Annotated in this window: 6 protein-coding genes; 1 reads left to right on the forward strand and 5 read right to left on the reverse strand. The window is 65.0% G+C overall.

Features of this window, described 5'->3' with window-relative positions; translation table 11 throughout:
- The 5 genes from G3N93_RS29670 to G3N93_RS29690 form a co-directional block, all read right to left on the reverse strand.
- Positions 1–3,012, reverse strand: a 3,012-nt coding sequence (locus tag G3N93_RS29670; RefSeq protein WP_277396583.1) for an ESPR-type extended signal peptide-containing protein, incomplete at its 3' end; no start/stop codon positions are given.
- A 1,016-nt stretch (positions 3,013–4,028) separates the two neighbouring features.
- Positions 4,029–4,931 carry a ferritin-like domain-containing protein gene (locus G3N93_RS29675; protein WP_206134556.1) on the reverse strand — a complete coding sequence of 301 codons (903 nt, stop codon included), beginning with the start codon at positions 4,929–4,931 and terminating at the stop codon, positions 4,029–4,031.
- Positions 4,932–5,026: 95 nt separating this feature from the next.
- Positions 5,027–5,245 carry a hypothetical protein gene (locus tag G3N93_RS29680; protein WP_011354057.1) on the reverse strand — a complete coding sequence of 73 codons (219 nt, stop codon included), beginning with the start codon at positions 5,243–5,245 and terminating at the stop codon, positions 5,027–5,029.
- A 235-nt stretch (positions 5,246–5,480) separates the two neighbouring features.
- Positions 5,481–6,131, reverse strand: coding sequence for an NADPH-dependent FMN reductase (locus G3N93_RS29685; protein WP_206134557.1), 651 nt, complete (start codon positions 6,129–6,131; stop codon positions 5,481–5,483).
- Positions 6,132–6,441: 310 nt separating this feature from the next.
- Complete coding sequence (locus G3N93_RS29690; RefSeq protein WP_059622447.1) at positions 6,442–6,747, reverse strand: NIPSNAP family protein; 306 nt, start codon at positions 6,745–6,747, stop codon at positions 6,442–6,444.
- 279 nt (positions 6,748–7,026) lie between these two features.
- Between G3N93_RS29690 and G3N93_RS29695 the strand changes: the two genes are divergently transcribed.
- A partial coding sequence (locus tag G3N93_RS29695) for a GNAT family N-acetyltransferase (protein WP_241026755.1) occupies positions 7,027–7,860 on the forward strand: 834 nt, incomplete at its 3' end.

The following is a 7,860-nucleotide window of genomic DNA, read 5'->3' on the forward strand; positions in this document are numbered from 1 at the left end:
GGTGAACGATGTGAGCGGCGACGGGAGACGCGTGGACGGGGAAGGGGACAGAGGGGTGATGGAACGGTGGGCAGACGACAGACCCGTCGAGGTCGAGGTCGACAGCGAAGTGACCGAGCTATTGGTCGACGAGAGGCCGGTCGAGAGCGAACCGATCGAGCTGTTGGCCGACGACAGGCCCGTCGACGTGGAAGTCGACAGCGACGTCACCGAGCTATTCGTCGAGCTGAGGCCGGTGGAAAGCGAACCGATCGAGCTGGTGGCCGACGACAGACCCGTCGACGTGGAAGTCGACAGCGACGTCACCGAGCTATTCGTCGAGCTGAGGCCGGTGGAAAGCGAACCGATCGAGCTGGTAGCCGACGACAGGCCAGTCGACGTGGAAGTCGACAGCGAACCGATCGAGCTGTTGGCCGACGAGATTCCGGTCGAGAGGCTGGCACTGCTGGTGCTGAGCTGTGCGACCGTCACGGCGTCAGTCGGGGCGGAGCCATCCGCCACGTTCGTGATGCGCCGGTTGGTTGCAGCCGTGCCGCCGCCGACCGAGACTTCGCCACCGTTGGCTGTCTGACCCGTGGCGTAGGCCGCCGTCGTCGGGGCTGCCGCGCCCGTCACGCTGCCGCTGCCGATCGCAACCGCACCCGTGTACTGAGCGGTCGATTTGTAGCCGATCGCAACCGAGTTGGCGCCGGTTGCACTGGACAGCGTGCCCAGCGCAACGGATCGCGTATTCGTCGCAACCGCTCCGGAACCGATCGCCAAAGCCTGCTGCGCAGTGGCCGTGGCCGTGTCACCCAGTGCCACGCTGGCCAGTGCGGTGGCCGTGGAGTTATTACCGATGGCAACGGCTTGCTGCCCCGCGAGTCCATTGACACCGATCGCGACAGCCGCGACGGCCGTGGTGCTCGCGTTTCTGCCGATCGCAGTCGAGTCTTGCGCGGCGGCGGACGCGGCATTGCCGATCGCTATTGCATAAAGGCCCGGTGCAGCTGCGTTGTTGCCAACCGCGACACTGCTGCCGCCTGCGGCAGTTGCACCCACGCCGGCGGCGAGCGCGTTGACGCCCGTTGCACCGTCGTTGTTGTAGTTGGCCTGCTGCGTGCCGCCGTCGTTGACGCTGTAGTAGTGCGTCTTCGCGGTACTGATCGCAGTCGAGGTCGAGGTGGACAGCGAGGCGACGGAGCTGTTGCTCGAACTGAGGCCTGTCGACAGCGAGCCGATGCCGGTCGAGGTCGAGGTGGACAGCGAGCCGATCGAGCTGGTGGCCGACGACAGACCGGTCGACGTGGAGGTCGACAGCGAGATGACCGAGCTATTGGTCGACGAGAGGCCGGTGGACAGCGAGCCGATCGAGCTGGTGGCCGACGACAGACCGGTCGACGTGGAGGTCGACAGCGAAGTGACCGAGCTATTGGTCGACGAGAGGCCGGTGGACAGCGAGCCGATCGAGCTGGTGGCCGACGACAGGCCGGTCGACGTGGAGGTCGACAGCGACGTGATCGAGCTGGTGGCCGACGACAGACCCGTCGAGGTCGACGTGGACAGCGACGTGATCGAGCTGTTAGCCGACGACAGGCCGGTCGACGTGGAGGTCGACAGCGAGGTGACCGAGCTATTGGTCGACGAGAGGCCGGTCGACAGTGAGCCGATCGAGCTGTTGGCCGACGAGAGACCCGTCGACGTAGAAGTCGAGAGCGACGTGATCGAGCTGTTGGCCGACGACAGACCGGTCGACGCCGATGTCGACAGGCTCGTGATGTTCGACGTCGTCGTGCTTGCCACCGCGTAGAGCTGGCTGCCGTTGATCGCATCGGTGCTGGTCGCGCTGACGAGGCCTGCGGCAACGTTCTGGATTCGGCGTTCCGCGTTGACCTGACCGACGCTGACAATGCCGCCCGCCGCCGCCCCGGCCTGGAAGTTGCCGAACGTCTGGCCGCCGATCGTGGTGCTGGTGACGGTGGAGTTGCCGCCGCTCGTCGCCGACGCGGTGCTGTTCGTCACCGAGCTGCTGCCGAGCGCAACCGAGTTCGCGACGTTCGCGGTCGAGCCGACGCCGATGGCGATGGCGTTGGTGGTCGTTGCATTGGCGTTTTGCGCGAATGCAACGGAACCCGCACCCGAAGCAGTCGAATTCGAGCCGAAGGCCGTTGCGTAAGAGTTCGACGCCACGGCTGCCGAGCCGACAGCCACGGCGCCGGAGCTGCCGCTGGCCGTTGAGCCGTTACCGAGCGCAACCGCGTCCGAGCCGCTAGCCACCGTGGTGGCCGCGAAGCTGCCGACGTTACCCATCGCGATTGCACCCGTGCCCGTCGACGTGGCCGCATTACCGACCGAGATCGACCCGTTCGTGCCCGTGGCCGATGCCCCGCGGCCAACCGCGACGGAAGTATTGTTCGCCGTGCTGTTGGTGCCGAAAGCGACGGAGTCGGTGCCGCTGGCGGTCGCGTTGTTGCCGATTGCGTTCGCGCCGCTGGCGGACGCATTCGAGAACCGGCCGAGCGCGATCGAGTTGGTGCCGGACGCCACGGCGCCGCCCGTGCCCGAGCTGTTGCCGCCGCCGATTGCGATCGCGCTGGAGCCCGACGCTGTGGTGTCGTTGCCGACGGCAGTCGCGCCCGTGTTCAGTGCCTTCGCGCCGGAGCCGATGCCGATCGCACTTGCGCCGGTAGCCGTCGTGGCCTGACCGAATGCCTGGGAATAGTTGCCCGATGCCGTCGCGTTCGCGCCGATCGCGATGGACGTTGCGCCGCTGGCCGTCGTCGTGCTGCCGCTATTGCCACCGATCGCGATCGCCTGTCCGCCGCTTGCGACGACGCTGCTCCCGCCGCCATTGCCCGCCGCATACTGCGCATGCGCAACGTTGCCGGTGGCTGCCCCCGCTACGAGCACAGCGGCCGCGACGGCCTTGACGACGGCCGACTTGTTCGGCTTGCCACGTGCCGAGTCGTGTTCCGATGCGGCGACCCACGCGCCCAGGGCTTCGTTCCAGATCGAGCGGTATGTGCGGTTCATGTCCTGCTACCTCCAAATATGCACGCCACACACCGGTCTCTTTCGTTAGAGGAATACTCCGTGCGCTCGCGCGAATCTCAAAATTGATGGGCGGAGTTTATTGGAGGAGGATTTTTCAGATTGATAAAAAGTGATAAATAGCGGGTTTTGAAAGTTAAAGGATGGTTAATACATCGCGTTTTGATGTATCGGCTAAGAATGTATTGGAAAGTTGTAAGAATGTTTAATGTAGGGTTTGAGGTCGGCCTGAGTTTTTCTGTTTTTCTCATAAGAATCATGGTGTTGCATGAGTTTCGTGCGTTGGGTTACACATTGGGCAGGATCAATAGTAAGACAAATGAAATAGCAAACGTTTGCGAGATAAGTGATCCTTTCGTTTTTGTAATGTCGGTGGTCGTGCTAATGGATAATATGATTGCTATTTTGTTAATTTGTTAATTCGCGGCTTGATGGTCGATTTTCTGCTGATTTTCTGGATTATCTATAAATCAATTTAATCTGAAATTCGGAACGTCGGGCTGTGCTGATTTGCGCATCTCGTCCGCTGCGATGGCCCGCGCGACGGGCGTTCCGGGCCGGCTGGCTCGTCGAATTTGTAAAAAAGTGCTACGGGGAGGTGGATCGGACCGTCACCATTCGCCTTTCGAATTTGTCCTATTGACTATTTCGTCGATGGTGACAATCGGACGGGGTTCGAAAACAGGGCGAATCCGTCAGGGAGGCGTGACCTGCGTCGGCGGTGCGCCTGCTGGCGACAGGTTGTCAAAAACGCAGTCGGGCGTCGACCGTGGCGTCCCCGATTCGTCAAATCCCGGGTGTGACAATCTGTCCGCGCGCGCCGAAGCGCTGGAAAAAAGGGCGAGAGTGAGTGTGTCGGGGACGCCACACCCGGCAGGGGGCAGGTCGGTGCGGGATTCAGGCGGCCCGGCGTTTCGATCGCCGAGCGGGCGTTGCCCGGTTGCCCGACCTGGCAACCGGGCACCTGGGCAACCGGACGCTTGCCCGGACCGGCTTCCTTACTTCTTGAGAAACCGCAGCGCAAACCGCGCCATGCGCGGTACGAACATCGGGCGCAGCAGGCGCTTGTCGTAGCCGGCCATTCGCCGGTCGTTCTCGGCGAGGCACAGTTCGATCAGCTCGCGCGGGTTGAGCGCGTCGCCGATGTCGCCGGTGCCGGTCGCCGGGAAGTTCGCGTCACGTGCGACGCCGTCGGAATCGATGCCGCGCGCGATGCCGATGCGCTCCCGGATCAAGTGCACCCACACGGCCGCGACCCGTGCGAAGAACCACGGCCGGCGCCACCACGGGAGCGAGCGCCAGTACCACGCATACCAGTTCACGAAGAACAGGATGTGGCGGCCTTCTTCCTGGATCACCGGCTCGAAGGTGTCGACGAGTTCGGGCGGGAAATAGCCGGAGCGCTGCGCGGAACGGAACAGGCCGAACGCGAAGAAGCTGTCGATGCATTCGCTGAAGCCCGTGACGACCCACCACCACTCGGGATCTTTCGGCGCAGGGTATGCCGGCTCGGGAGCGAGCCGGATGCCGTATGCCTCGACGAGCTTCGACAGCACGACCTTGTGGCGCGCTTCCTCGCCGCCGTCCATCTCGAGTGCGCGGCGCAGCAGCGGATTGCCGATCGTCGCCGCATAGGTCGCCACGCGGATCGATGCGCGGCCTTCGGTCTGCACCGCGATGTCCCAGATCGGCAGCGACGTGAGCCGTTTGAGCTCGGCGGGCTTGAGCGCCGGCCAGTCGATTACCGCCGGCTTGTACGGGTTGTGTGTGTCGAGCAGCATGCGACAGAACATCTGCATGTGCGCATCGGAACCGATCCGTACCGTACCTTGCTTTTCGAAGGTCCAGTTGCGCATTGCGTGATCTGCGGCTGCATGCTCTTCCTGCAGCGTGTCACTCATGGCTGTTGTCATACGTTTACGGGTCGAAAGATTCTTGCATAGCTTCCGTAAACGCGTATTTTCGAGCGGCCACGTGCACGCCGGCCAGGCGTGCGTCACGCGTTCGTGTCGACCCAGAGGCGGCCCCAGCGGGACGCGTAGGCCAGCGCGTGCTCTTCCTCGAAGAAGAAATCGATCGCGTCGAACGAAACGGCGCGCGGCGACGGGCCGCCGCTCGCCTTCTCGATCGTCAGGTTGGCGGCGAACAGCCCGTTCGGCAACCGGGCGGCAGCGGGGGCAACTTCGTAGCCCTTGTAGCGGATCGTACGGTTCATGGCGTGCGCGGAGAAAGTTCGGAGGTTCAGCGTACGAAAACCCGCCCGCGGCGTGAACGAATCTTTCGGCCAATGCAAATCACGCAGCGGGCCGAATCGTTATCGGCACGGGTCGCGGGGAAGGGCAAGCGCGGAGAAGCGTCGGCGTGCACGGCGCGCGGCCGTTGGTCCGAATGTGCACCGCCCGCGCCGGCGAACGTGGTCGGCCAGGCGCGGGCGGTGGAAGGCGGGGAAATTACTGGTTGGCGATCTTCAGGACGGGCGCAAGCGCGTCGACCGATGCCGCATGCGAAGCCGCGCGATGCGATGCGAACGCGAGCGCGAATTCGGCCGCCTGCGCGCCGACCGTCTCGAGCTGGGCGACGACCTTCGAATCCGAGCAGCTGTCGGCGCTGTCGAAGCGCGTTTCGAGCGTATTCACGGTCGCACCGAACGGCGTCGGCCAGCCGCGCAGCGCATGCACGATCGAACGCAGCGACGTCAGCACGGTGCCGGCCGCCTGCCAGCCGTACGCGGTGACGATCAGGCCGACCGCGCGGCCGTCGAGATAGGGGCGATCGTCCGCGCGCAGCTCCTCGAGCGTGTCGAGTGCGTTCTTCACGAGGCCGGAGACGCCGCCGTGATAGCCGGGCGTCGCGATGATGATCGCGTCGGCCTGGCGCACGGCGTCGATCAGGTCGCGCTGCGCGTCGGTCAGCGTTTTGTGTTCGGGCGCGTAGTGCGGCAGCGTATGCAGGAACGGGCCGTCGAACAGCCGCGTGCGTGCGCCGGCCGCCTGCGCACCGCGCAACGCGAACGACAGCGCGCGTTCGGTCGACGACGCTGCCCGGGTGGTACCGCCAATGCCGACGACGAACGGGCGGCGGTGTTGATCGAATGCAGTCAAGGGGCGCTCCTTGGGGATGGCTTGCCCGGCTAAGCACAGGCTTAAAACCAGATGGTAACGACCCCGCCGCCACTCTGAAAACGACTTTTCGTTCTATCGATATGCCGCAAGGCAGGGGCAATCGTGTGCGCGGCCGCCCAGATCGATAGCAGAAATGCTTGGTTGGGGCAGCGGGCCGTGGTCGATAAGATGGGCCCGTCTCCTCCATGATGTCTCTACTGACATGGGTTGGCCCCGCCGCGCGGATGCAGGCGGGGCTTTTTTTCGTCCTGGTCAGGAAAGGGGGCGCGATGCGCCGGGCGCTTGCCCGTTACTCGAACACCGGCCGGAAGAAGCTGCGCTCGTAGCTGACGATGCAGCGTGTTTCCTCGGCGTAGCGGAACGCGGCCTGGCACGCCGGATCGTCCATCGAGCGTTCGCGGTAGCGCTCGTATTCGGCGAGGCTCGGGAACGAGAACATCGCGAGCGCGATGTTGTTCGCCCCTTCGGATGGCAGGAAGTAGCCGTGATGCGTGCCGCCGAACTGCTCGACGAGCGGAATCCACATCTTGCCGTACGTTTCGAACTGGTCGAGCTTGTACGGATCGACGACGTAGCGAAGGAAGCAGGTGATCATGAGCGCGCTCGATGAAGGAAGGAATCCGCGAGTCTGGAAGGTGCCGCCGCATGTGTCAACGGTGCTCGCCGACGCGTGATCCGGCCGCCGGTCGCGTTGCTTGCGCAAACAACGATCGGCGCGCTTTCATGCGTTCGCAACGATGCACGCGGCGCCGCGGCACGCACGGTTTAGATCGTCTCTCCCGCACGCATTTCCCCAAACTTTTACGACATTTTTTCTTGCGAGGGCGGTTGGCGCGCTCATAGACTTCGGGCATCCCAACCACGGAGCAAGGCAATGTCGATACCCTGGAACGCGATCGCCGAACGGTCTCCCGCCGCGCCGCCTTCGGTGTGCGCCGATCGGGTGATCGTGCGGCGTTTCGATCCGGCCTTCGACAGCTATGCCCAACTCACGCCGATGCTGCATCGTGCATTTGCGCGGCTCGGCGCGATGGGGCTCAACTGCACGTGCGTCGACCAGAGCGAGGACGTCACGCGCCGCCGCGCGGAAGCGGGCGAGTGCTACGTCGCCGTGTGCGGCGGGCGCGTGATCGGCACGGCCACGCTGTATGCGACCGATCCGTCGTCGGCGTGCTCGCTGTACCGGCGCGAAGGTGTCGCGAGCGTGCGGCAGGTGGCGGTGGACCCCGATTGCCAGAGCCGCGGGATCGGCGCGCTGCTGCTGTCGTTCGCCGAGCAATGGGCCGCGTTGCGCGGCTATACGCTGCTCGCACTCGATACGCCGCATCCCGCTTCGCACCTGCTCGCGTTCTACGGCGCGCAGGGTTTCGACGTCGTCGACGTGATGCGCTTCGACGGCAAGCGCTACGACAGCGCGATCCTCTGCAAGCGGCCGGTGGCGCAGGTCGCGCGCCGCGTGTCGCCGGCGTCGCGCATGGCCGCGCGCGTGGCGGCCGTGCGGCGTCTCGCGTATGCTTTGCCGTCGCGCTTGGTCGCGGTGGCCCGGCGCGGCCATCACCTGCGTCGCGGCCCCCGCTGGGCGGCCCGGCGCGCTCCGGGTGCCCCCAGTTGCCCCTCTGCGCCGTGCCGTCCGCGTCAGCCCCGGCGCGCCACGCTCGGCTGTACGCCTCCTCCCGCTCCTCTCTCCTCCTTTGCCCCGGCACACTCC

This window comes from Burkholderia sp. Se-20378, from assembly GCF_017104665.1.
Classification (GTDB): Bacteria; Pseudomonadota; Gammaproteobacteria; order Burkholderiales; family Burkholderiaceae; genus Burkholderia; species Burkholderia lata.